At 70.3% G+C, this 20,129-nt stretch carries 20 protein-coding genes and 1 pseudogene; 7 read left to right on the top strand and 14 right to left on the bottom strand.

Annotation, left to right across the window (positions count from 1 at the left end; all coding sequences use genetic code 11):
• Both ACE3N6_RS04975 and ACE3N6_RS04970 read left to right on the top strand, forming a co-directional pair.
• Positions 1-967 (top strand): tetratricopeptide repeat protein (locus ACE3N6_RS04975; protein WP_374244078.1); only part of this gene is annotated, 967 nt, incomplete at its 5' end.
• A gap of 3 nt (positions 968-970) precedes the next feature.
• Positions 971-1,030 (top strand): annotated as a pseudogene (locus tag ACE3N6_RS04970) (SEC-C metal-binding domain-containing protein); the annotation flags it as partial.
• A gap of 722 nt (positions 1,031-1,752) precedes the next feature.
• On the opposite strand, the gene ACE3N6_RS04965 reads toward ACE3N6_RS04970, so the two are convergent.
• Complete coding sequence (locus ACE3N6_RS04965) at positions 1,753-2,220, bottom strand: hypothetical protein (protein WP_374244077.1); 468 nt, start codon at positions 2,218-2,220, stop codon at positions 1,753-1,755.
• A 367-nt stretch (positions 2,221-2,587) separates the two neighbouring features.
• Here ACE3N6_RS04965 and ACE3N6_RS04960 point away from each other — a divergent pair, with 367 nt between their 5' ends.
• Genes ACE3N6_RS04960 through ACE3N6_RS04950 form a run of 3 tightly spaced genes read left to right on the top strand, consistent with a single transcriptional unit; the run spans position 2,588 to position 6,457 of the window.
• Entirely contained in the window at positions 2,588-4,900 is a 2,313-nt protein-coding gene (locus tag ACE3N6_RS04960) for a penicillin-binding protein 1A (RefSeq protein ID WP_374244076.1), read from the top strand.
• A gap of 37 nt (positions 4,901-4,937) precedes the next feature.
• On the top strand, positions 4,938-5,594 hold the full coding sequence (locus ACE3N6_RS04955; RefSeq protein WP_374244075.1) for a TIGR02281 family clan AA aspartic protease: 657 nt from the start codon (positions 4,938-4,940) through the stop codon (positions 5,592-5,594).
• The gene (locus ACE3N6_RS04950) at positions 5,591-6,457 is read left to right on the top strand and encodes a ketopantoate reductase family protein (protein ID WP_374244074.1); all 867 of its coding nucleotides are present in this window, start codon (positions 5,591-5,593) and stop codon (positions 6,455-6,457) included. The genes ACE3N6_RS04955 and ACE3N6_RS04950 overlap by 4 nt, the downstream gene beginning before the upstream one ends.
• Here the strand turns inward: ACE3N6_RS04950 and ACE3N6_RS04945 are convergent.
• The 11 genes from ACE3N6_RS04945 to ACE3N6_RS04895 form a co-directional block, all read right to left on the bottom strand.
• Positions 6,454-8,730 carry a response regulator gene (locus tag ACE3N6_RS04945; RefSeq protein ID WP_374244073.1) on the bottom strand — a complete coding sequence of 759 codons (2,277 nt, stop codon included), beginning with the start codon at positions 8,728-8,730 and terminating at the stop codon, positions 6,454-6,456. The two genes, ACE3N6_RS04950 and ACE3N6_RS04945, sit on opposite strands and share 4 nt — an antisense overlap.
• A 9-nt stretch (positions 8,731-8,739) precedes the next feature.
• A complete protein-coding gene (locus ACE3N6_RS04940; protein ID WP_374244072.1) occupies positions 8,740-9,486 on the bottom strand; it encodes a substrate-binding periplasmic protein in 747 nt (248 codons plus the stop codon).
• A gap of 163 nt (positions 9,487-9,649) precedes the next feature.
• Positions 9,650-10,147, bottom strand: coding sequence for an AsnC family transcriptional regulator (locus ACE3N6_RS04935; RefSeq protein WP_374244071.1), 498 nt, complete (start codon positions 10,145-10,147; stop codon positions 9,650-9,652).
• Positions 10,144-10,614 carry an AsnC family transcriptional regulator gene (locus tag ACE3N6_RS04930; RefSeq protein WP_374244070.1) on the bottom strand — a complete coding sequence of 157 codons (471 nt, stop codon included), beginning with the start codon at positions 10,612-10,614 and terminating at the stop codon, positions 10,144-10,146. The genes ACE3N6_RS04935 and ACE3N6_RS04930 overlap by 4 nt, the downstream gene beginning before the upstream one ends.
• A complete protein-coding gene (locus ACE3N6_RS04925; RefSeq protein WP_374244069.1) occupies positions 10,611-11,636 on the bottom strand; it encodes an Lrp/AsnC family transcriptional regulator in 1,026 nt (341 codons plus the stop codon). The genes ACE3N6_RS04930 and ACE3N6_RS04925 overlap by 4 nt, the downstream gene beginning before the upstream one ends.
• A gap of 1 nt (position 11,637) precedes the next feature.
• Positions 11,638-12,822, bottom strand: a complete 1,185-nt coding sequence (locus tag ACE3N6_RS04920) for a cytochrome D1 domain-containing protein (RefSeq protein ID WP_374244068.1) — start codon at positions 12,820-12,822, stop codon at positions 11,638-11,640.
• Positions 12,823-12,826: 4 nt separating this feature from the next.
• On the bottom strand, positions 12,827-13,177 hold the full coding sequence (locus ACE3N6_RS04915) for a cytochrome c (RefSeq protein WP_374244067.1): 351 nt from the start codon (positions 13,175-13,177) through the stop codon (positions 12,827-12,829).
• A gap of 106 nt (positions 13,178-13,283) precedes the next feature.
• Positions 13,284-13,616 carry a plastocyanin/azurin family copper-binding protein gene (locus tag ACE3N6_RS04910; protein ID WP_374244066.1) on the bottom strand — a complete coding sequence of 111 codons (333 nt, stop codon included), beginning with the start codon at positions 13,614-13,616 and terminating at the stop codon, positions 13,284-13,286.
• A gap of 9 nt (positions 13,617-13,625) precedes the next feature.
• Complete coding sequence (locus ACE3N6_RS04905) at positions 13,626-14,489, bottom strand: ethylbenzene dehydrogenase-related protein (protein WP_374244065.1); 864 nt, start codon at positions 14,487-14,489, stop codon at positions 13,626-13,628.
• 40 nt (positions 14,490-14,529) lie between these two features.
• Entirely contained in the window at positions 14,530-15,135 is a 606-nt protein-coding gene (locus ACE3N6_RS04900) for a NapC/NirT family cytochrome c (RefSeq protein WP_374244064.1), read from the bottom strand.
• A gap of 60 nt (positions 15,136-15,195) precedes the next feature.
• Positions 15,196-16,878 (bottom strand): cytochrome D1 domain-containing protein, encoded by a 1,683-nt coding sequence (locus ACE3N6_RS04895; protein ID WP_374244063.1) that lies wholly within the window; start codon positions 16,876-16,878, stop codon positions 15,196-15,198.
• A 154-nt stretch (positions 16,879-17,032) separates the two neighbouring features.
• Between ACE3N6_RS04895 and cobA the strand changes: the two genes are divergently transcribed.
• The gene (cobA, locus tag ACE3N6_RS04890) at positions 17,033-17,980 is read left to right on the top strand and encodes a uroporphyrinogen-III C-methyltransferase (RefSeq protein ID WP_374244062.1); all 948 of its coding nucleotides are present in this window, start codon (positions 17,033-17,035) and stop codon (positions 17,978-17,980) included.
• 290 nt (positions 17,981-18,270) lie between these two features.
• On the opposite strand, the gene ACE3N6_RS04885 is transcribed toward cobA, so the two are convergent.
• Positions 18,271-18,561 carry a putative quinol monooxygenase gene (locus tag ACE3N6_RS04885; RefSeq protein WP_374244061.1) on the bottom strand — a complete coding sequence of 97 codons (291 nt, stop codon included), beginning with the start codon at positions 18,559-18,561 and terminating at the stop codon, positions 18,271-18,273.
• A gap of 141 nt (positions 18,562-18,702) precedes the next feature.
• Here ACE3N6_RS04885 and ACE3N6_RS04880 point away from each other — a divergent pair, with 141 nt between their 5' ends.
• On the top strand, positions 18,703-19,524 hold the full coding sequence (locus ACE3N6_RS04880; protein WP_374244060.1) for an alpha/beta hydrolase: 822 nt from the start codon (positions 18,703-18,705) through the stop codon (positions 19,522-19,524).
• On the opposite strand, the gene ACE3N6_RS04875 is transcribed toward ACE3N6_RS04880, so the two are convergent.
• Positions 19,500-19,859, bottom strand: coding sequence for a cupin domain-containing protein (locus ACE3N6_RS04875; protein WP_374244059.1), 360 nt, complete (start codon positions 19,857-19,859; stop codon positions 19,500-19,502). The genes ACE3N6_RS04880 and ACE3N6_RS04875 overlap by 25 nt on opposite strands.
• Between the last annotated feature and the right edge of the window lie 270 nt (positions 19,860-20,129).

The raw sequence follows: 20,129 nt of genomic DNA, 5'->3' as shown, positions 1-20,129 counted from the left end.
CAACATCGCTGGCTGGACTGGCGAGTGCGGCGACGCACGTAAGGCGTTGGCGCTGTTCGAGGCATTGTTGCCCGACCAGCAGCGGGTACTCGGTTCCGACCATCCAAGCACACTCATCACGCGTCTCAACATCGCTCATTGGACCGGTCAGAGCGGTGATGTCGGCAAGGCGCGGGCACTGTGCGAGGCGCTGCTGCCCGACCAGCAGCGGGTACTCGGTTCCGACCATCCAAGCACACTCAGCACGCGTCTCAACATCGCTTGGTTGACTGGCGAGTGCGGCGACGCGCGTAAGGCGTTAGCACTCTGCGAGGCGCTGCTGCGCGACCGGGAGCGGGTATTTGGCCCCGACCATCCGGACACACTCACTACGCGCAACAATATTGCTCGGTGGGCCGGTGAGTGCGGCGACGCGCGTAAGGCGTTGACACTGTGCGAGGCGCTGCTGCCCGATCGGGAGCGGGTACTTGGCTCCGATCATCCAGACACACTCACCACACGCTATAACATCGCGCACTTGACCGGCGAGTGTGGCGATGTGGACAAGGCGTTGACGCTGTTCGAGGCGCTGCTGCCCGACCGGCTGCGTGCGCTCGGCTCCGACCATCCGGACACCCTCAGGACGCGCGCCAACATCGCCCACTGTACCGGCGAGAGCGGCGATGGGGGCAGGGCACTGGCGCTGTACGCGGCGCTGCTGCCCGACCGGCAGCGGGTGCTCGGCCCCGACCATCCGGAAACCCTTATTACGCGCTACAACATTGCCGTCTGGATCGGCGGGTGTGGCGACGCGGCCAAGGCGCTGGCGCTGTTCGAGGCGCTACTGCCTGACCAGCAGCGTGTGCTCGGCCCCGACCATCCAGACGCCCGTGAGACCGCAGCCGCGATTGCCTACCTCCAGCAGCGCCTGCATCCCGATCCTCACACCACCGCCGACCCGCCCAGCGAGGCTTCTTCGTCTGCCTGAAGAGCCCCATGCCCCTGCGGCTCCGGCAAGCGCTTCAAGCACTGCCACGGGCTGCGTGGGTGACTGATCGGCGGGCTGGCGGTGTCGTTTTCCCGCCGTTCCGCTGCGGCCTGCCCGCGGGGTGTGCTGCGGGGGTGGCTTCGGTGACCCGTTCCTGCGCTCGGTCTGTAGGTCGGACTTCAGTCCGACAGCATGGCTTGGGTGGGTGTTGGTGTCGGACTGAAGTCCAACCTACAGGGTGGGCGGTGAGGGAGCGTGAGGGGCGGGTGGAGGCGCAGCCCACCTGCGTCGCTCCCGATGCCTCACGCCCCTCTCCAACCCCCGCCCGCCTATCCCAAAGCCCCACGCGACTATCTCCGGGATACTCGCGACCCTCTCCCGGATAGGCGCGTCATGCCGGGAGTCCCTCGCTTGGGGCAAAAAGTCCCAGGTCTGGGGCTTGGGGATACAGGGGGTGTGTCGTCCGGATAGGCGACCTTGGTCTTTTTGTCTCTCGCGTGGGGCAAAAAGACCCAGCCTTGGGGCTTTTCGAGTGACGTGCCCTATCCGGGCGACACAAGGTCGGTGTCCCAAAGTCTCTCGCCTGGGGCTTTGGGAGTGACGCATCCATTCCCGGAGTGCCAGGTTTGGGGCTTTGAGCGGGTCGGCCGGGGCTTGGGGAGGGTCGGGCCGGGCCAGGGGATTGTGCTGCCGGTCCGGGAGCAGGGCCGGCCGGATGTTGGGCGCCTGCCCCGGGGCGCCGGGGCCGCCTCGCCGGTGGGCGAGGCGCAGGCGCGGGGCGGCGATCAGGCCGCGGGTTTGCCGGGGTCGCGGGGTTTGCGGGAGAGGCGGACCTGCATGGCCTCCTTGAGGGAATCCAGCGCGGTGCCCTTGCCGGCGATCTTGGCGAAGCGGTAGCCGTCGAGGGCGGCGCTCATGATGTCGCTGCCCAGGGCCAGCTCGGTGTCGTCGGCGCGGTCGGTGAGGGTGCGCAGGCGCTGCAGGCGCGGGCGCAGGGCGTCGAGGGCGGCCAGATCGAGGCGGTAGTCGTCCAGCGAGAAGTCGCCGGGCACCATGCCGGGGTTCTGGCGCAGCACCATCTCGGTCTGGCGGCAGAACACCTCGGATTTGTCGCCCATCTTGAGGGCTTTGTGGCGCTGTTCGGGGGTGAGCACGATGAGCCGGTCGAGCTTGGCTTCAAGCACCGCCAGGGCGCCGTCGATGGCGTCGAGATCGGCCTGGCTGAGTTCGATGGCGACGAGGTCTTGATTCATCAGATGTCTCCGGGATGTGAGTGGAAAACGGTGGCGATGACCACGGGTTGAGCCGATTGTCATCGACGGGGGTGGATGGTATCCCAATTCAATGCTTTCGGGATGGCTCCGGGCTGGGCCGGCGGCGGCGGTCCGCAGGCTGTTCGGGGGGCGCCGGTGAGCCCGTCGAGGCGGTCGAGGGCCGGTGCCCCGCGCGGGCCGGGCTTGCTGCGTCGTGCGTTGGGGTGGCGCCGGTTGTCCTGTTGGCCAGCCTTGGCCGCGGGGCCGCGGGGGCGCTGCCCGGCGCACACCGGGGCGGCAGGGGGGGGCAGAAACCCCGCTCCGGATGTGTTAAAACCCCGCCTTCCCCCGCGTTTCCGCCCGCCCGATGCCTTTCCCGCCCGCCTTGCTGCGCACCCTCGACCGTCTCCGCCCGCTGCTGGCCCGGCTGCGCTGGCCTACGGGGCGGGAGGTGGGGCGGGGGGCGCTGGGGGTGGTGCTGGCTTTCGTGCTGTGGGTGCTGGTGCTGATCCCCTTCACGCCGGGCATCGGCGACATCCGCAAGGCCAAGCTGGAGCAGCCGGCGCGGGTGCTGTCGGCGGATGGCAAGGAGCTGGCGGTGTTCAAGTGGGCCAACCGGGAGTGGGTGGGGCTGGCGGACATCTCGCCCCAGGTGACGGCGGCGCTGATCGCCACCGAGGACCACCGCTTTTACGCGCACCGCGGCATCGACTTCTACCGCCTGGGCGGGGCCATGCTGCGCACCTTCTCGGGCGACAAGCAGGGCGGCTCGACGCTCACCCAGCAGCTCGCCCGCAACCTCTTCCCGGACGAAGTGGGCCGGGCCCGCTCGATCAACCGCAAGCTGAAGGAGGCGATCACCGCGCTCAAGATCGAGGCGGTGTACTCGAAGGACGAGATCCTCGAGACCTACCTCAACACCGTGCCCTTCCTCTACAACGCCTGGGGCATCGAGATGGCGGCGCGCACCTATTTCGACAAGCCGGCCCGCCGGCTGGATGTGCTGGAGGCCGCCACCCTGGTGGGGATGCTCAAGGGCAACAGCTACTACAACCCGGTCATCAACCCCGAGCGCGCGGTGGCCCGCCGCAACACCGTGCTGGCCCAGATGGCGAAGCGCGGCAAGCTCGACGAGGCGCGGCTGGACGCCCTCCAGAAGAAGCCCCTGCGCATCGACTTCGAGCGCCAGCTGGAGGCCCCCGGCCCGGCCCCCCACTTTGCCCAGCAGGTGCGCAAGTGGCTGATCGGCTGGGCCGACCGCAACGACTACAACATCTACGCCGACGGGCTGGTGGTGCGCACCACCCTCGACGCGCGCCTGCAGGCCCAGGCCACCCAGGCGGTGATCCGCCGGGGCAACCAGCTGCAGGGGCTGGCCGACCGGGCCTGGGCCGGGCGCACGGGCTGGGCCGGCAGCCCGGCGCTGGTGTCGGCCTTCATCCGTGAAACCAAGGAATTCCGCGCCGCCGTGGCCGCCGGCCAGACGCCGGAGGAGGCCGAGGCCCGCCTCGCTGCGGACGCCGCCTTCATCGACGCCCTGCGCCGCGACAAGACCCGCGTGCAGGTGGGCTTTGTGGCCATCGACCCCCGCGGCGGGCAGGTGCGCGCCTGGGTGGGCAGCCGGGATTTCGTGCAGGACCCCTTCGACCACGTCCAGCAGGCCCGCCGCCAGCCGGGCTCCACCTTCAAGCCCTTCGTGTATGGCGCCGCCTTCGACAAGGGCCTGCGCCCGGACGACACCCTGATCGACCGGCCGGTGGACATCCCGCTCCCCAACGGCGAGCGCTGGCAGCCCACCGACGAGGCACCCCCCAGCGGCAAGCCGATGACCTTGCGCGACGGGCTGGTGTATTCCCGCAACCGCATCACCGCCCAGCTGGTGGAGCAGGTGGGCGCGGACCGGGTGGCCAAGCTCGCCCGCGCGATGGGCGTGCGCCAGAGCCCGCTGGAGGCGGTGCCGTCCCTGGCCCTGGGCACCAGCCCGGTGACGCTGCGGGAGATGGTCGCCGCCTACACCACCATCGCCAGCGGCGGCGAATACCGGGAGCCGATGTTCGTCACCCGCATCGAGGACCGGGACGGCAAGGTGCTGGCCGAGTTCGCCCCGGCCGAGCCGGAAAACGCCCTCGACCCCGCCGCGGCGTGGACGCTGCTGGACGCGATGCGCGGCGTGGTGGACCGGGGCACCGGGGCGGCGATCCGCAACCAGTTCGGGCTCTCCGCCGACCTCGCCGGCAAGACCGGCACCACCCAGGACAACACCGACGGCTGGTTCATCCTGATGCACCCGCAGCTGGTGGGCGGCGCGTGGGTGGGCTTCAACGACAACCGGATCACCCTGCGCAGCGACTACTGGGGCCAGGGCGCCAAGAGTGCGCTGCCCATCGTGGGCGACGCCTTCCACTACGCCCTGCGCAACCGGCTGGTGGATGGCAAGGCACGCTTCGTGTCGAAGGAGACGCCGGGCGTCTTCCGGCGCGGCTGGAAGTGGCTGACCGGGCTCTTCGCCAGCGCCGAACCCGAGGCGCCGCCGCCCGAGCCCCGCCGCAGCCGCCGCCCGGCCCGGCCGGAAACACCGCCCCTGCCCGAGGCGCAGCCCGCGCCGCTGGCCCCGCCCCCCGACTGGACGCCCCCCGCGCCGCCGCCGGATGAGCCTGTGCCGCCGCGGCCGGCGGGCTGATCGCCTATCATCGCCGCACCGAAGCGGTGGAGCACCCATGAGCGAAGACAGCAAAGAGCAGGCGGCGCGCTTTCGCCGCAGCGATGCCGAGAAGGACGCCCGCGTGGCTTCGGTGCGGGCGCGCCTGAATGCCGGCGAGGTGCCACGGCGGCCATCCGCCGGCCCCACCGGCTGGCTGGGCCCGGCGCTGTTCTGGACGCTGCTGCTCGCCCTCGCCGCCGCCGGGGCCAGCCTGTGGCTCGACCGGGCGCGGGGCGACACGACGCTGCGGGTGCTGCCGGGCGAGCGCCTGGCGTTGCGGCGCAGCGACGGCGGCTACCGGGTGCCCGGCGAGGTGGCGGGGCGGCCGGTGAGCTTCATCGTCGACACCGGCGCCAGCCTTACCTCGATCCCCGCCCGGCTGGGCACCGAGCTGGGCATCCGCGAATGCCCGGCGGTGGGCTTCGACACCCGCCATGCCGACGAGCCCGGCTGCTGCCGCCGCGCCAGCTTCCACACCGCCAACGGCACCGCCGAGGGCTGCGTGGCCCGGGTGCCGTCGATCCGCTTCGGCGGCTTCGAGGTGCGCAACGCCCAGGTGGCGGTGATGCCGGCGCTGGGCGAGCACGCGCTCCTGGGGATGAACGTGCTGCGCCACTTCAGCCTGGTGCAGCAGGGCGGCACCCTCAGCATCGGGCCGGGGGCGGTGCAGTGAGGGCCGGGCGCTATCCGCTGGCCATCGTCGGCGCCGGGGCGCTGGGGCTGCACTTTGCGGCCCGGCTGGCGAAGGTCGGGCCTGTGGCGCTGATCGCCCGCAGCGGCGCGCGGGCGGCAGCGCTGCGGCAGGGCGTGACGGTGGGCGGCGAACGCTTCGTCCCGGAAGCCTTCGGGCCGGACGACGCCCCGGCAGCGGATTGGGCGATCCTGCTGGTGAAGACCGGCGACACCCGCGACGCGGCGCTCACCGCCCGGGCGCTGGCGCCGCGGGGCGTGGTGTCGCTGCAGAACGGGCTGGTGGAGGACGTGCTGCGGGATGCCTGCGCCGGCCTGCCGGTGGGGCAGGGCATCACCACCGAAGGGGCGTTCCGCGATGGGCTGGCCGTGCAGCCCGCCGGCGCCGGGGACACCCTGCTGCCGCCGGGTTTCGAGGCGGTGGCCGAACTGCTGGGGGCGGCCGGGCTGCGCGCCCGGGTGGAGCCGGAGATCGCCGCGGCGCGCCTCGCCAAGCTGCTGGTGAACGTGGCCATCAACCCCCTGGCGGCGATCTTTCGGGTGCGCAACGGCGAACTGCTGGCGCCGCCCCACCGGGCGCTGCTGGACGCGCTGGTGGCCGAGGCCTGGCCGGTGCTCCGGGCCGAAGGGCTGCTGCTCGACGAGGCCGCCGCCCACGCCCGGGTGGCGGCCGTCGCCAGCGCCACCGGCGCCAATCGGGCGAGCATGCTGCAGGACGTGCTGGCGGGCCGGAAGACCGAGATCGACGCGATCACCGGCGTGCTGCTGGCGCTGGCCGACCGCCACGGCCTGCCGGCGCCCACCCACCGGGCGGTGCTGACGCTGGTGAAGCGGCTGGAGGTTTAGCCCGGGCGGCCGGGCACGGCCCGGGACAGCCACTTGAGCAGGGCCTCGAAGAGGTGGTCGGGGTCGACGGGCTTGGCGATGAAGTCGTTCATGCCGGCCTCGAAGCACAGGGCCTTGTCTTCGGCAAAGGCGTTGGCGGTCATCGCCAGGATGGGCACGAAGGCGCCGCCGGGCAGGGCGCGGATGGCCCGGGTGGCGGTGGGGCCGTCCATCACCGGCATCTGCATGTCCATCAGGATCAGGTCGTAGGCGTTGTGGCGGGCCAGCTCCACCGCCTGCTGGCCGTTCTCGGCAATATCCACCCGCAGGCGCAGGTCTTCGAGCAGGCACAGGGTCACCTCGCGGTTGACCTCTTCGTCCTCGACGATGAGGATGCGCCGCCCCCGGTGGTCGCGGATCAGGATCTCCTCGGCGGAGCGGCTCTCGCTGCGGCCGGCGGGCGCGCTGGCGCCGCCGCCGCGGCGCAGGCGGGCGGTGAACCAGAAGCGGCTGCCGGTCTCGGGGGCGCTCACCACGCCGGCCTCGCCGCCCATCAGCTGGGCGAAGCGGCGGGTGATCGCCAGCCCCAGCCCGGTGCCGCCGTAGCGGCGGGTGGTGGAGTTGTCGGCCTGCTCGAAGTTGTTGAACAGGCGCTCGGCCACCGCCGGGGCGAGGCCGATCCCGGTGTCTTCCACCTCGAAGCGCAGCAGCACGCTGTCGGCGTCTTGTTCCACCGGGAAGGCGCGCAGGGTGATGCTGCCCGAGTCGGTGAACTTGACCGCGTTGGTGGCGTAGTTGAGCAGGGCCTGTTGCAGCCGGGTGGGGTCGCCCAGCAGCGCGGCGGGCACGCCCTGGGCGTCGACCAGCAGGCGCAGCTTCTTGGCCTGGGTCTGGCTGTAGAGCATGGACGAGACGTTGGCGATGATGGCGCCCACGTTCACCTCGGTCTCGTCGAGGGTGAACTTGCCGGCTTCGATCTTGGACAGGTCGAGGATGGTGTCGATGACCTCCAGCAGGTGCTGGCCGGCCACATTGATCTTGTCCAGGCGTTCGGCCTGACGGGCGGTGACGCCGTCCCGGCGCAGCAGGTGGGCCATGCCGATGATGGCGTTCATCGGGGTGCGGATCTCGTGGCTCATGTTGGCCAGGAAGGCGCTCTTGGCGATGCTGGCGGCTTCGGCGATCTCGGCCTTGCGGCGTTCGGCCAGGTTGCGCAGGATCAGCACGTGGTGGATGTCGTCCGGCTCGGACATGCGCGACACGCTCAGTTCCGCCGCAAAGCGCTGGCCGTCCTTGCGGCTGGCCTGGACTTCCGAGACCCGCCCGAGCAGCGCGTCCAGGTCGGGCAGCGGGGCCTCGCCGTCGGGGCCGGCCAGGCCGATCCGGCTGGCGGCGGGCAGGCCGATCAGCTCGCCACGCCCGTAGCCCAGCATGTCTTCGGCGGCGGCGTTGGCGGAGAGGATGTGGCCCGCCCGGTCGGTGGTGAGCATGCCTTCGGTCATGCTCTCGATCACCGCGCGAAAACGTGCCTCGTTGCGGGCGGCGGCCAGCAGGGCTTCGCTGCCGGTGCGCTGCAGGGCGTCGATGGAGGCGGCCAGCTCGTCCACCTCGTCCCGGTCGGCGCCGGGTTCGAGCAGGGGTTCGAGCAGCGGTTCGAGGGCCTTGCCGCGGGCGGCGTCGCGCAGGTCGTCGGCGGTCACCTGGCGCACCCGGCGGGCGATGGCCACCAGCCGGCGGGTGACGACGGTCTGGTAGATCAGCGCCAGCACCCCGGTGACGAGCAGGATCACCAGCCCGTTGCCGACCACGGTGGCCACCCACACCCGGGCCATCGCCGCCCGGTCGTCGCGCAGATCCTTGATGAGGGTGAGGGTGCCCAGGTTGTGGGTGCGGTCGTCCTCGTAGTAGATCACCGGGCGGACGTGCTCGTGGGTGTCGTCGGAGAGATCGCTGGCGCCAAAGCGCAGGGGCGGCTGGCCCTTGAGGTCGAGGCGCACCGCGGAGACGTCGGTGAGTTCGCTGAAGCCCACCAGCTGCAGCTCGATCTGCTCCCGGTCGAAGGCCCAGGCGCTCTTGGCCAGGGCCGGGGCGATGAACTCGCCGAGGGATTCGAGCTGGGCTTCGGTGTGCTCGATGCGCTGGCGGTAGTCGTAGATGGATTCGCCGATCGACACCGCCAGCATGCCGATGCCGCCCACCAGCACCGCCCACAGCATGAGCCGCCGGGCGACCCGGCTGGTGAGGCCAAGGCGGTCGTGGGGGGGCGTCTCGGGGGGCGGGCGGCGGTCGGTCATGACCGGATTCTAGTGGATCGCCGAGAGGATGCGGTTGTAGCTGCCGTCGGCCTTGAGGTCCCGGATCGCCTGCCCCAGCCGCGGCACCAGCGCCTGATGGCGGCGGTGGAGGTAGAGGTAGAGGTCCACGTCGCGCAGCGGCGGCGAGACCGGGGCGATGCTGGGCATGCCGAGGCTGCGCACCAGCTGCTCGCCGTCGGCGCGGGTGTACAGCACCAGGTCGACGCGGCCGTCGTCGAGCATGCGGAACATCTGCTCGGGCTTGTCCACCTTGTGCACCACCCGGGCGCCGGTGGCGTTGGCCTCGAACATCTTCCAGCCGTTGATGAAGGCGATGCGGTAGGGCTTGAGGCTGTCCCAGCCGTTGTCGAGGTTGATGGTGGCGTCCCTGGCGAAGGCCACGAAGCTGATCCGCACGAAGCGTTCGGGCACCTGCACGAGGTTGGGGTACTGGGCGCTCAGGCCGCCGATGCGCAGGCCCTCGCCGTCCACCTCGCCCAGGTTGGCGGCGATCAGCGAGCGTTCGGAGGGCAGGCTTACCACCTTGACCTCCAGCCCGAGGCGCTGGAAGCCTTCGTGGGCGATGAGTTCCAGCGCCCGCCGGTCGAGGGGCGTGCTGTTGGTGCTGATGGTGAGGGGGCCGCCCTCTGCGGCGGCGAGGCCCGGCAGCAGGGTGAGGCAGGCGGCGAGGAGGGTGGCGAGGAGGGTGGCGAGGGGGGTGGCGAGGGGGGCGCCGATGAGCGAGCGGATGGACATGGCGGGCGAGAGCGGGCGAAAGGGCGAAGACGCGTCGTGGGTGAACGGTAATACGCGCCGCCGGCGGCCGATACCCCCGCCGGACAGTGCGCGATACCCGGTCTACGGCGAGGGCGTGCCGGCCTGAAGGGCCGCACCCGCGCGGCGCTGCCCGGCGCGGGCGTTAGCCGCCGCTGCCGATCCGCAGGCCGGTCTTCTTGAGGATGGCGCTGGAGAACAGCACGTCGTGCTGGCGGCAGGCCGGGCCGAGGAGGGCGGCGATCTCGTCGATGTGGGCGAGCACGGTGGCGCGGTCGTGGCCGTGCACCATCGCGAAGAGGTTGTAGGGCCAGTCGGGCAGGGCGCGGGGGCGCTCGTAGCAGTGGGTGACGAAATCCAGCCGGCCGACGGCTTCGCCCAGCGCGGCGATGCGGGCGTCGTCCACGTCCCACACCGACATGCCGTTGGCGGTGTAGCCCAGGGCGTAGTGGTTGGGCACTGCGCCGATGCGGCGGATGCGGCCGGCGTCGAGCATGGCGGCGAGGCGCCGCTTGACCTCGTCGGGGCTCACCCCGAGCTGTTCGGCGAGCGCATCGTAGGGCCGCGGCACCAGCGGCAGGCCGGCCTGGGTGGCGATGACGAGGCGGCGGTCGAGGTCGTCGGGCGGCGGGGCGGTGCTCATGCCTTGAGCCTCATGTCCACGAAGAATTCGCGCAGCTTGGGGAAGGCGAACACGGTGAGCCCGGTGGCGGCCTCGATGCGCCGGGTGGCGTCGGCGATGCCGTCGGGCGTCTCGGTGGCGAGCACGAACCACATGTTGAGGCGGTGCTCGCGGCGGTAGTTGTGGGCGACTTCGGGCAGGGCGTTGACCCGCTCGGTGACTTCGGCGAAGCGGTCTTCGGGCACGGCCAGCGCGGCCAGCACGAAGCGCCCGCCCAGGCGTTCGATCTGGAACATCGGGCCGAAGCGGGTGAGCACCTTGCTGGCGAGCAGGCGTTCGAGCCGGGCGAGGAGTTCGGCTTCGGTGGTGCCGAGGGTTTCGGCGACCTCGCGGTAGGGCTCGTCGGTGATCGGAAAGCCGCCCTGCAGGGCGTTGACGATGCGGCGGTCGAGGTCGTCGAGGGCGGCGGGGGCGGGGCGGGCGCTCATGCGGCGAGCCCCGGCAGTGGCTGGCCCACGCGCGGCGGGGGGGCGGCATCGGGGGCGCGGTAGCGGGCGCCGCATTGCTTGTAGCAGTCGGTGGAGAACAGCACCGCGGCGGGCAGGTCGGCGAGGCCGACGGCCTGGGCGATCTCGTGGCGGCGGGCCTCGACGGCGTCGCGGCTGTGGCCGTGGATCATGCAGAACAGGGTGTAGGGCCAGTCGGGCCCGGGGCGCTTGCGGCGGTAGCACAGGCTGACGCCGTCCTGCCCGGCGAGGAGGTGGCCGAGGCGGCTGACCTGGTCGTCGGGGGCGGCCCACACGCACATGGCGTTGGCCCGGTAGCCCAGCTCGCGGTGGCGCACCACCACCCCGAAGCGGCGCATCAGCCCTTCGTCGAGCCAGCCGGCGAGGGTGGCCAGGACGTCGGTTTCGCACAGGCCGGCGGCGTCGGCCACCGCCCGGAAGGGGCGCGGCTGCCACTGCAGGCCGTCGTGGAGGGCGTGGATGAGGCGCCATTCGGCGGCGTCGAGACCGCGCCGGGTAACCGGCTGGCCCACCGCGTGGCGGGTGCGCCGGCCGCTGGCGAGGTCGAAGCCCAGGTCGATGTGGTATTCCTCGACCAGCGGGAGGCTGATCGGCGGGCAGCCGGTGGCGGTGCCCATGGTGGCCAGGAGCGCGGCGAGTTCGGCCTCGTCGGCGGCGTTGGCGACGAACCACAGGTTGTAGCGGTGCTCGCGCCGGTAGTTGTGATTGACCCCGGCGAAGGCGCTGACGATGGCCGCCACCCGCGGCAGGTCGGCGGTCGGCACGGCCATCGCGGCGAGGGTGCTGGCGCCGATGCGGTTGGGGGCGAACACCGGGCCGACCCGGCTGATCTTGCCCTGGTCGCGCAGGCTGGCGAGGTGGGCGAGCACGTCGGCGGCGCCGCAGCCGAGCCGCGCGCCGATGGCCGCCCAGGGGTCGGCGACCAGCGGAAAGCCGCGCTGGAAGTCGTTGAGGAGGCGGAATTCGAGATCGGTGGCGAGCATGTCAGAACCCGATCCGCTGGGCGCGTGAGGTGAAGAAGATGCCGGACGGCGCGTCGGCGGCGAGTTCCTTGCGGGTGGCGAAGCTGGCGGTATCCACCACCGTCACCCGGTTGCTGTCGCGGGCCGACAGCCATACCTCGTCGCCGCGGGGGCTGAACTCCATGTGCAGCACGGCCTTGCCGGGGCTGAAGGTGTGGATCACGCGCTGCTCGACGGTGTCGATGACCTGTACCCATTCGTTGTCGGGGAAGGCGAAGTTGACCCACACCTGGCGCCCGTCGGGCCGGGCCATCACGAACACCGGCTGGCCTTTGACGGGCACGCGGCCGGTCTCCTTCCAGCTGGCGGCGTCGGCGACGAGCACTTCGTGGCGGCCGATGGCGGGCAGCCAGGCCCGACCGGCGGCCAGGGACCAGCCGCGCAGGTGGGGCATCTTGAAGACGGGCAGCTTCTCTTCGCCGCGGCCGTAGCCGGCGAGGATCTTCTTCGCCCCGGCTTCGGGCTTCCACAGGTCGAGCAGCGAGATGCCGTCCTCGCCGAACAGGCCGGCCAGGAAGTAGCGCCCGTCGGGCGTCACGAGGCCGTCGTAGGGCTGGCGGCCGGCGGGGTAGCGGGTGGTGACGGGCTTCTTCGGGTTGGAGAAGTCGGTGACGCGGATCTCGTCGGCGTCGAACAGGGCGTACACGAAGCGCTGGCCGGGGATGTCGGCGAGGCCGACCACCCGGGAGAACTTGCCCGGGGCGTATTCGGCGGGCACGTCGGCGACGAGTTCGAGGGTGTCGGCGTCGAAGGCCTTGATGCCGCCGGGCTCGTAGTTCTGGGCCACCACCAGCCGGCCATCCTGAGACACCGAGCCGCCGATGGAATTGCCGGCCTGGATCACCCGCCGGTCGATGCGCCGGGCGAGCAGATCGACCTTGGTGAGCCCGCCGTCGCGACCGAACACGTAGGCGTAGCGGGCGTCCCGCGAGAAAGCGACGTGGGCATGGGAGAGGTCGCCGAGGCCGTCGACGGTGCCGAGGATGCTGTCGTGGCTGTGCTCGACCACCTTGACGCGGCCGGCGGCGCGCTCGATGACGACGCCCAGGTCGCCGGTGCCGCGCACGGCGTCGGGGGGCAGGCTGCTGCAGCCGGCAAGGGCCAGGCTGGCGAGGAGGGCGGCGGCGATGCGCTTGAGGGTGGGCATGGGGTCAGTCCAGGGTCGGGAAGCCCTGCTTGAGGCGGGCGACGATCCAGCCGGCTTCGTCTTCGGTCACGAAGCGCTGCCAGCCGGGCATGGCGGTGCCGGGGCGGCCGTGGAGGATGGTGGCGACGAGGGCGTCGTCGGGCCAGTCGGCCAGCCGCGCCGGGGTGAGGGCCGGCCCCAGGCCGCCGGCGAGGCGCATGCCGTGGCAGGAGCCGCAGTCCTGGCGCACCAGATGCACCAGCGCCTTCTGGCGGGTGGGGTCGGGCTGGGGCGGTTCGGCGGATTGGGCGGTGCTCACCGCGAGGGCGGTGAGGCCCAGCAGCACGGCAACGTGAATCAGCAGCGGACGGTCCATCGATTCGCTCCTTGAGGCAACGGGGCTCACAGTAGGGCGACACGCCGGCAGGGGCATTGATGGGTGTCAAGAAGGCCGGGCCGCGTGGGGCCGGGGGCGTCGGCGCTCAGTCGGGGAGGACGTCGACGCTGCCTTCCATCTCGGGGTGCGGACCGCAGCGGTAGGGGTGGCGGCCGGGCGTGTCGAAGCGCCGGCTCCACTGTTCGCCGGGGAAGAGGCGTTCGGATTCGAAGCTGTCGGGGCCCGTGAAGTAGATGGAGTGGCTGGTGCGGACCTCGCGGTTGGTCCAGCGCACGGTGTCGCCCACCCGGATGCGGACGGTCGACGGCGCGAAGCGGTAGTCGCGGATGTCGATGTCGATGTGCTCGGCGGCGATGCTGGGCAGCGCCGCCGCGAGCAGCAGCGGGGCGATCACGCCCCGCAGGTGCCGGCAAGCCACGGGTCGGGCTTACTTGGCGGCGGTGATGTCCGCCTTGGCGTCGATGCCCAGGGTGTAGCCCAGGGAGACGTGGTGGAAGCGTCCGCTGGCGTGGTCGTCGTGGATCGCGAAGCCGAAGTTGTAGACCTTGCCCGGTTCGAGGGTCACGTCGCCTTCGCCGCCGGCCAGCTTGCGGGTGAAGGTGACGGTCCAGGTGTCGCCCTTCAGCTCGCCCTTGGCTTCGACCAGCCCCTTGCCGCCTTCCATCACGCGCTTGTCGGCCACGTAGCCATCCACGGCCTTGTCCTTGCTGCGCCACTGGAGCAGATCGTAGAACTTGCCGCTGGCGACGGAGCCGCCGGTGACGTACTTGGTCTTGGTGTCGGCGGCGCCGGGCATGGTGCGGGCGTCGGTGTGACAGGTGGCCCAGCAGCCGGCCTGACCGGCCAGCTCGACCTTGCCGCCTTCGAGCATGAAGGCCAGCTTGACCTGGTTGTTGGCGTCCATCTTGGCGCCGCCGGTGGAGGCGGCGGGCTTCTTCCAGGTGAAGCGCATGTACAGGTTGGCGTCGTCGCGGGCGGCCTGCACGCCCACGGCGATGGACGGGGCCTTGCCGGGGATCGGAGCCGGCTCGATCTTCTGACCGCTGGCCATCTTCTTGCCCATGTCCGCCACTTCTTCTTCGTGGCAGCCGGTGCAGTTCTCGCCCTTCTTGAGGCCCTTGGCGCCGCCGTGTTCGGTGCCCTTGGTGATCCACTCGATGGGCGAGACGCCCGGGTAGAAGACGGTGATCTTCTTGGTGGGCACCTTGGCCCAGTCGGGAGCGGCGGCGGCGCTGCCGGCGCCGAAGGCGAAGACGAGGCCGGCGGCAACGGCGGTGAAACGGATGTTCATGGTGGGTACTCCTGTCAAAGTGTGGAGACGGGCGGTGGGCTCACTCGTCCTCGTCGGTCATGCCTTCCGGCTTCTTGTGGGCGATGCCTTTGTGGCAGTCGATGCAGGTTTCGTTGTTCTTCTGCGCCAGCTCGTGGGATTTCTGGGCGCGGGGCTTCTGGGCGTCGGCCTTCATGCCGTCGAAGCTGTGACAGTTGCGGCATTCGCGCGAATCGGAACCCTTCATCCGTTCCCATTCGTGGCGGGCCAGTTCGAGCCGCTTGGCTTCGAACTTCTCCTTGGTGTCGATGGTGCCCATGATCTTTCCATAGACTTCCTTGGAAGCCTGAACCTTGCGGATGATCTTGTGGGTCCAGTCCTTGGGGACGTGGCAGTCCGGGCAGGTGGCGCGGACGCCGGTGCGGTTGGAGTAGTGGATGGTCTGCTTGTACTCCTGGTACACGTTGTCGCGCATTTCGTGACAGGAGATGCAGAAGTCCATCTGGTTGGTGGCTTCCATGGCGGTGTTGAAGCCGCCCCAGAAAAGCACCCCCAGGATCATGCCCGTGGTGAGCAGGCCGATCAGTGAGTAGCGTGCGCTGGGCCGACGCAGGCGGGCCCACAGGCCGGTGCGGGGCGGTTGTTCTTGGGTGGGCGGCGTTGCCATGGTGGGTTCCCTCTTGGCGGGGAGCGTTCGGCCGGCCCCGGAGGGCCGGCCTGCGGCTCATCAGTAGATGTCGTGCTGGGTGTTGTAGACGTTGAACTTGCCGGTCGGGGTGATCATCTTCGGATCGGTAATGACCTTCTTGACCTTCAGGGTCGCGTCGTCATACACCACGATGGCGGACTGGTCGGTCTTGCCACCCCACAGGGAGATCCACACTTCCTTGCCGTCGGCGCTGTACTCCGGATGCACTGCGCGCTTGACCGCCTTGGTCTCGGGCAGGCCGGAATCCTTGGCCACGTTGAGGATGGCCTTCGGCTTGGAGAGGTCGGCCATGTCCCACACGGCGACGGACTCGGCCAGATCCTTGTCCGGGTTCTGCGGCGAGTCGGCCCAGAAGTGCTTGGACTTCGGATGGGTCTTCACGAACAGGTTGCCCGGCACGTGCTTGATCTCCTGGACCACCTTCCAGTTGTTGTCCTTGTACTTGGCGTACTGCTTCTCTTCGGACGGGGTGGAGATCAGGGTGACCACGTCGGCGCCCAGGTGGCCGGTGGCCCAGACGGGACCGAACTTGGGATGGACGAAGTTGGCGCCCCGGCCCGGGTGCGGGATCTTGGCCACATCGACCAGCGCGGCCAGCTTGCCGGTCTTGGTATCCACCGCGGCGATCTTGTTGGAGGCGTTGGCGGCCACCAGGAAGTAGCGCTTGGAGGCGTCCCAGCCGCCGTCATGCAGGAACTTGGCGGAGCCGATGGTGGTGGTCTTGAGGTTCTCGATGTCGGAGTAGTCCACCAGCAGGATCTGGCCGGTCTCCTTGATGTTGATGACCCATTCCGGCTTGGTGAAGGAGGCCACGATGGAGGCCACGCGGGGTTCCGGGTGGTACTCGCCGTCGACGGTCATGCCGCGGGTGCCAACCACCTTGCGCGGCTTGAGGGTGTCGCCGTCCATGATGACGTACTGGGGCGGCCAGTAGGAGCCGGCCACGGCGTACTTGTCTTCGAAGCCCTTGAACTTGGAGGTGTCCACCGAGCGGGCATCGAAGCCGATCTTCACTTCGGCCACGACCGCGGGTTTCTCCATCCACAGGTCGATCAGCGACAGACGGCCGTCGCGGCCGATCACGTACACGTAGCGACCGGAGGCGGACAGGCGGGAGATGTGCACCGCGTAGCCGGTCTTGACGATGCTGCGGATTTCCTTGGTATCGCCGTCGATCAGCGCAACCTCGCCGGTGTCGCGCAGCGTCACCGAGAACACGTTCTTGAGGTTGATGTTGTTCATCTGCTTCTTCGGGCGCTGCTCCACCGGCACGATGACCTTCCAGGAGTCCAGGGTCTCCTTGAAGCTGTACTCGGGCGGCACATCCGGGGTTTCCTGGATGTAGCGGGCCATCAGGTTGATCTCTTCCTTGGTCAGGATGTCGTCGAAGTTGACCATCCCGCCTTCGGTGCCGTAGCCGATGATCTTCTCGAGACGGCCGGTGCCGAGCTTGGTCGTGCCGCCCTCGAGCTTGGTGCCGTCCTTCAGGGTCTTGGTCCAGTGCGGCTCGAGGTTCTTGCCGGTGGCGCCCTTGCGCAGCACGCCGTGGCAGCCGGCGCAGCGTTCGAAGTAGATCTTCTTGGCCTGCGCCTTTTCTTCGGCGGTGAGGGCGGTGGTGCCCTGGCCGAAGGCGCTGCCGATGGTCAGCGGCAGTGCCGCGAGGGCGAAGAAGCCCGCATACCAGATTCCACGTCTCGTCATGTTCTGTCTCCCTTCAAGAAAAGGTGCGATTGATGTTCCTGCGGGGCGGATCATTGAGCGGGGGGGTGTTCGAAGTCCTTGATTGCAGTCAATTTGCCCTGGAGGGTGAAGTTGTTACAGTCCGCAGCAACGACAAGCGATTGAGGGAGCGACCATGGAACTGGAGCGTGTGACAGACTTTTACCGGATGCGCCGCCGTCCGGTTTCGCGCTATGTCGGCCCTGGATCGCTGGCGGACATCCTGGGCCGCAGCGTCGATCGGGCCCGGTCGCCCGTCGCCGGCGATGGGCCCTTCGGGCGCGCGGTCGGGGTGGCGGAGACGCCGCCGGTTCCGCGGGACGGGCAGGGCGTGGGGCGGGTTTTCCTCGTCGGGGCGGGCCCGGGCGATCCGGAACTCCTCACCTTGCGCGCCGCGCGGCTGATCGCCAGCGCCGAAGTGCTGGTGGTCGATCATCTGGTGGGCGAGGGCATCCTCGATCTGGCCCGACCGGACGCCGAGTGCATCTACGTGGGCAAGGAGGCCGGCCACCACACTCTGCCCCAGGAGGAGATCAACCGCCTGCTGGTGCGCCTGGCCCGGGAGGGCCGGCAGGTGGTGCGGCTGAAGGGCGGCGACCCCTTCATCTTCGGCCGCGGCGGCGAGGAGCTGGAAGAGCTGCTGGAGGCCGGCGTGCCCTTCGAGGTGGTGCCGGGCATCACCGCGGCCTGCGGGGCGGGCGCCTACGCGGGGATTCCCCTCACCCATCGGGATTACGCCCAGTCGGTGGTGTTTGCCACCGGCCATCGCCGGGCCGGCGAGTCGGCGCTGGACTGGGTGGCCCTCGCCCGGCCCAACCAGACCGCGGTGATCTACATGGGCGTGGGCATGCTCCAGGCCCACTGCGCGGCGCTGATCGAGCACGGGCGCGGGGCCGATACGCCCGCGGCGCTGGTGGAGAACGGCACCCGCGCCAACCAGCGGGTGGTCACCGGCACCCTTTCAACCCTGCCCGAGGTGGCGGCGGCGGCGGGCATCCGCCCCCCGGCGCTGTTGATCGTCGGCGAGGTGGTGGCGCTGGCCGACAAGCTGGCGTGGTTTAACCGGGCCGAGGCAACGGTCTGAGGGCGCAGGTTGGCAGTTTTTCTGCCAGCTTTGGCAGTCCGGGGGCTAGTGTTGGTGCTCGAAGCTCCAGCGCTTGGGGTTAAAGCGCCACTGATGCCCCTTTTTGGTGCATTCGTGGTGCGTTGACTGACAAGCTTGGCGCTCGAAGGCCCGTTCGTGGCAGTCTGGGCTCCGGGCGAGGAGGTCCGAGCCGCTGGCCCTGCCCTTTGAGGGCCCGCTCTGGCAGTCAGAGGGGCGCTGCTGGCAGTCCGACCTCCAGGCCTGGCAGTCGGACGTGCCGGATCGGTGCTTCAGCCCGCGGCGGTGAGGAAGCGCACGTCCACCGGGCAGGCCACCAGCGGGGCGGAATCCACCAGCACGGCCTTCAGGTGCGGGGTCTGCATGTGGGCGTCGATGGCGGCCTGACTGGCCCACTCCTCGACGAAGGTGAAATCGGTGGCGTCGGCGGTGTTGTTCAGCAGCTCGTAGCGGATGCAGCCGGCCTCCTTGCGGGTCGGTTCCAGCATGCCCAGCAGCAGGCTGCGCAGGGCGTCGATGGTGTCGGGCCTGGCGGTGAAGCGGGCGACGATGTGGATGCTCATGATGTTCTCCGGATGGGTTCTGGTTTTGGGACGGCCATTCTAGCCCGGCCATCCGCCGGCCCGGGTGTCCGGTTTGTCATCCGGCCGGGTGCGTCGGCGTGCCAGAATGCGGCTGTTGCCCGCATTTTCCGGAAGCCCGTCATGCCTGCCCGTTCTCTCGCCGTCCATCGCCACCCGTCCGCCTGCCCCAAGGGCCTGCCGCCCTTGCTCTTCGTCCATGGCGCCTACACCAACGCCCGCTGCTGGCAGCTGCATTTCATCCCCTTCTTGAATGAACGGGGCTTCGACTGCTACGCGCTGGATCTGTCCGGCCACGGGGAGAGCGGCGGGCATGCGCAGATCGACGCGTTCGGCCTGGACGACTACGCCGCCGATGTGGCCGAGGCGGTGGACGGCCTGCCCGCATTGCCGGTGCTGGTGGGCCATTCGATGGGCACCCAGGTGGTGGAGCGTTATCTGATCGGGGGCGGCCGGGCGGCGGGGGTGGTGCTGATGGCGCCGGTGCCACCGTCGGGCACGGGCGGGTCGGCCAGCCGGCTGGCCCTCACCCGGCCGGATTTCTTCGCCGAGTTGCCCAACGCGGTGTCGGGCCGGCCCACCGAGGCGACTTTCCGGGTGATGACCGAGGTGTACTTTTCGCCGGCGATGCCCCACCGGGAGATGGCGGAGTTCCTGCCGATGATGGAGCGCGAATCCGACCGGGCGGTGGCCGAGATGGCGGCGCTGCCCTTCCTGCGCACCGGGCGCCGGCCGTCGCTGCCCGCGCTGGTGATGGGCGGCGGGGCGGATGCGGTGTTCCCGCCGTCGATGCTGTTCTTCACCACCCTGGCGTGGCGGGCGCAGTCGGTGACGGTGCCGGGCTGCGGCCACATGCTGATGCTGGACCGGCCCTGGCCCGCGGCGGCCGAAGCCCTGGCGGGCTGGCTGGAGACGAGGTTTCAGGCCCGGTCGAGCATCGCGTAGCGCTTCTCGACGCGCTCGATCACCTCGAAGGTGCCGATGAAGCCGGCGGGGATGATGCCCGCGTCGCCGGGCCCGAACTCGCGGGCGTTGCCGGCGGTATCCACGATGCGCAGCCGGCCGCGGAGCACCTGGAAGAATTCGTGGCGCCCCGGGTGGAAGGCGATCCGCCAGGCGCCGGGCTCGCAGGCCCACTCGCCGATGGACAGGGCGCCATCTTCGGCGCGGTAGCGTTCGGCGGTGAGGCGCAGCGGCGGCGTGCCGATGGCCCGGCTGAGGGCGGGGCGGTCTTCGACAGGGTCGGGGGCGGGGTCGGAGAAATGGATGACGGACGGCATGGCGAAGCGGAATCCGGTGGGCGGGAGCGGAAAGCCGCGCAGTTTACGCCTTTGCCGCCGACATGGCGCAGGGGCCGGATTCGCTTACAAAAAAGTGCGGGGTCGCGCGACCCGACGTCGGGATACGCCCGGGCCTTGTGGCTGAAACGTAAGTAAGACCGTGGTCGAGAAGCGGTCGCGAGCGCCGCGAGGCTGCGACGAGGCGCGCAGCCGTGCAAGAGTACGGCGAGCACTGGAGTCGCAGGATCGTGGCGCGCAGTAGGCTTATCG

It is taken from the genome of Zoogloea sp. (assembly GCF_041904905.1).
Lineage (GTDB): Bacteria > Pseudomonadota > Gammaproteobacteria > Burkholderiales > Rhodocyclaceae > Zoogloea.
This window is presented reverse-complemented; position numbering and strand designations above follow the sequence as displayed.

Bases quoted from the DNA above. Each gene is read 5' to 3' on its own strand.
- ACE3N6_RS04895 (WP_374244063.1), bottom strand. From the start codon at position 16,878: ATGACGAGACGTGGAATCTGGTATGCGGGCTTCTTCGCCCTCGCGGCA.
- cobA (WP_374244062.1), top strand. From the start codon at position 17,033: ATGGAACTGGAGCGTGTGACAGACTTTTACCGGATGCGCCGCCGTCCG.
- ACE3N6_RS04905 (WP_374244065.1), bottom strand. From the start codon at position 14,489: ATGAACATCCGTTTCACCGCCGTTGCCGCCGGCCTCGTCTTCGCCTTC.
- ACE3N6_RS04885 (WP_374244061.1), bottom strand. From the start codon at position 18,561: ATGAGCATCCACATCGTCGCCCGCTTCACCGCCAGGCCCGACACCATC.
- ACE3N6_RS04945 (WP_374244073.1), bottom strand. From the start codon at position 8,730: ATGACCGACCGCCGCCCGCCCCCCGAGACGCCCCCCCACGACCGCCTT.
- ACE3N6_RS04875 (WP_374244059.1), bottom strand. From the start codon at position 19,859: ATGCCGTCCGTCATCCATTTCTCCGACCCCGCCCCCGACCCTGTCGAA.
- ACE3N6_RS04940 (WP_374244072.1), bottom strand. From the start codon at position 9,486: ATGTCCATCCGCTCGCTCATCGGCGCCCCCCTCGCCACCCCCCTCGCC.
- ACE3N6_RS04955 (WP_374244075.1), top strand. From the start codon at position 4,938: ATGAGCGAAGACAGCAAAGAGCAGGCGGCGCGCTTTCGCCGCAGCGAT.
- ACE3N6_RS04960 (WP_374244076.1), top strand. From the start codon at position 2,588: ATGCCTTTCCCGCCCGCCTTGCTGCGCACCCTCGACCGTCTCCGCCCG.
- ACE3N6_RS04930 (WP_374244070.1), bottom strand. From the start codon at position 10,614: ATGAGCGCCCGCCCCGCCCCCGCCGCCCTCGACGACCTCGACCGCCGC.
- ACE3N6_RS04935 (WP_374244071.1), bottom strand. From the start codon at position 10,147: ATGAGCACCGCCCCGCCGCCCGACGACCTCGACCGCCGCCTCGTCATC.
- ACE3N6_RS04915 (WP_374244067.1), bottom strand. From the start codon at position 13,177: ATGGACCGTCCGCTGCTGATTCACGTTGCCGTGCTGCTGGGCCTCACC.
- ACE3N6_RS04925 (WP_374244069.1), bottom strand. From the start codon at position 11,636: ATGCTCGCCACCGATCTCGAATTCCGCCTCCTCAACGACTTCCAGCGC.
- ACE3N6_RS04965 (WP_374244077.1), bottom strand. From the start codon at position 2,220: ATGAATCAAGACCTCGTCGCCATCGAACTCAGCCAGGCCGATCTCGAC.
- ACE3N6_RS04920 (WP_374244068.1), bottom strand. From the start codon at position 12,822: ATGCCCACCCTCAAGCGCATCGCCGCCGCCCTCCTCGCCAGCCTGGCC.
- ACE3N6_RS04900 (WP_374244064.1), bottom strand. From the start codon at position 15,135: ATGGCAACGCCGCCCACCCAAGAACAACCGCCCCGCACCGGCCTGTGG.
- ACE3N6_RS04880 (WP_374244060.1), top strand. From the start codon at position 18,703: ATGCCTGCCCGTTCTCTCGCCGTCCATCGCCACCCGTCCGCCTGCCCC.